Source organism: Peribacillus sp. P4_C12 (genome assembly GCF_056402095.1).
Genome location: NZ_JBFUIB010000723.1, coordinates 1 through 1,540 on the forward strand (window position 1 = coordinate 1; position 1,540 = coordinate 1,540).

At 33.1% G+C, this 1,540-nt stretch carries 3 protein-coding genes; 1 reads left to right on the top strand and 2 read right to left on the bottom strand.

Annotation, left to right across the window (positions count from 1 at the left end):
- A partial coding sequence (locus AC1DUW_RS28380) for an SRPBCC family protein (RefSeq protein ID WP_477644127.1) occupies positions 1 to 450 on the bottom strand: 450 nt, incomplete at its 3' end.
- Positions 451 to 564: 114 nt separating this feature from the next.
- Positions 565 to 840, bottom strand: a complete 276-nt coding sequence (locus AC1DUW_RS28385; protein WP_477644128.1) for an ArsR/SmtB family transcription factor — start codon at positions 838 to 840, stop codon at positions 565 to 567.
- Positions 841 to 1,319: 479 nt separating this feature from the next.
- Here AC1DUW_RS28385 and AC1DUW_RS28390 point away from each other — a divergent pair.
- Positions 1,320 to 1,540 (top strand): DL-endopeptidase inhibitor IseA family protein (locus AC1DUW_RS28390; RefSeq protein WP_477644129.1); only part of this gene is annotated, 221 nt, incomplete at its 3' end.

Consider the following 1,540-nt stretch of genomic DNA (forward strand, 5'->3'; position numbering starts at 1 on the left):
TTCAAACATATAACCCCAACCTTGTTCAGTTTGACTATTATATTCATCATGTGCTTTTTCAATGTCTTCCACAGTCCAACCTTCTTCGTGAGGAACGACAATCAATTGTGTGAAGGTCATCTCGCAGCCATTTTCAAAAGGATTAATTTCAACGGTAATCCTGTCCCCCGTATCACTGAATTGAGGCATTTTAAATGTGAAAACTAATTTACTTGGTGAGTCAACTTCTATGAACTTACCAACTGCCCTGTAATCTTTACCTTCTCTATGGTCGACAATTTCCCAGGTGCCACCTACAATAGGCTCATTGTTTGCCACTTTATTCGTTGATTCCATTGTAAAAAACCATTTTCTCATCAATTCTGGGTTCAGCCAAGCGTCAAATACTCTTTCCGCCGGGACATCAAAACGACGAATCATAGTAAGTGTTGTTGTTGATGTATTAACCATCTTTATCAACCTTTCCTAAAAAAGTTAATTATAAAATTGTACTAACAATCTAATGTCTTCCTTTTTGGCTTTATTTAGCTCACGTTCCAGAACATCAAACTACCTGTTCCAAAATCACTTATAAAAACGAAGCCATTCTATAGCGGATGATAACGAATCGGGATTTAGACGACATATATATGTTCTCCCTTTCGTTGTCTTATTAAGTAATACCGCCCGTTCTAAAACTTTGATATGCTTAGAAATTGCTGCTAAAGACATATCAAAAGGTGCTGCCAGTTCTGAAACTGTTCGGTCATTAGAGGCAATAAGGCGAACTATTTCTCTTCGAGTTGGGTCAGCAAAAGCTTGGAAAATATTATCTAGTTTATCATTATTATGTTCAACCATATGGTTGAACATAATGGATAAAACTAAATAACTCAACCATTTGGTTAAGCCTTTTATTTTTAACAGATTCGTGTAATGTATAACATCAACTCTTTATTTCACTATCTTGCTTACGTTAGGGCAACAAGAAAAGCGATTTATTCCGATAACTGCCTAATATAGCGGAAGCTCTTCTATATAATGTAAGTTCCTCATAGAATAAGTGATGGATGATAAATAAATACTTAGCTGTAAGCTAAATTGGATTGCAACTCTTAAATCATTCCATTTTCTTAATGTAGATAGGGTAAACGCTACTTTTGAAAGAAATAATATGAACAAATTATGTATACTCCAATAAAAACTAAAAATATATTATGAAATTACTAATATTTCTCTTTTACTAATGTCGATCTTGTTGTAATATAAATGTAACAATTGTAATATTAATTGCGCTATTGTTACATAATTATCCTAATTAGAGATTGGGGAGAGAAAGTATGAAAAAATTTTCAGGTATGCTATTATCAATCATCATTCTTTTTTGTACAATGAGTACCGAAGTTACAGCACAAAATACATCACAGAATTTATCTGACAAAAATGCATTAAAGATAGCCGATAAAGCCAGCAATCATTTCTGGAATGCATTACATGGATACACTAATCAATCCTGTTCACAAAAAACATTTAATTATAAAGGTACAGAGTATTCTTACCC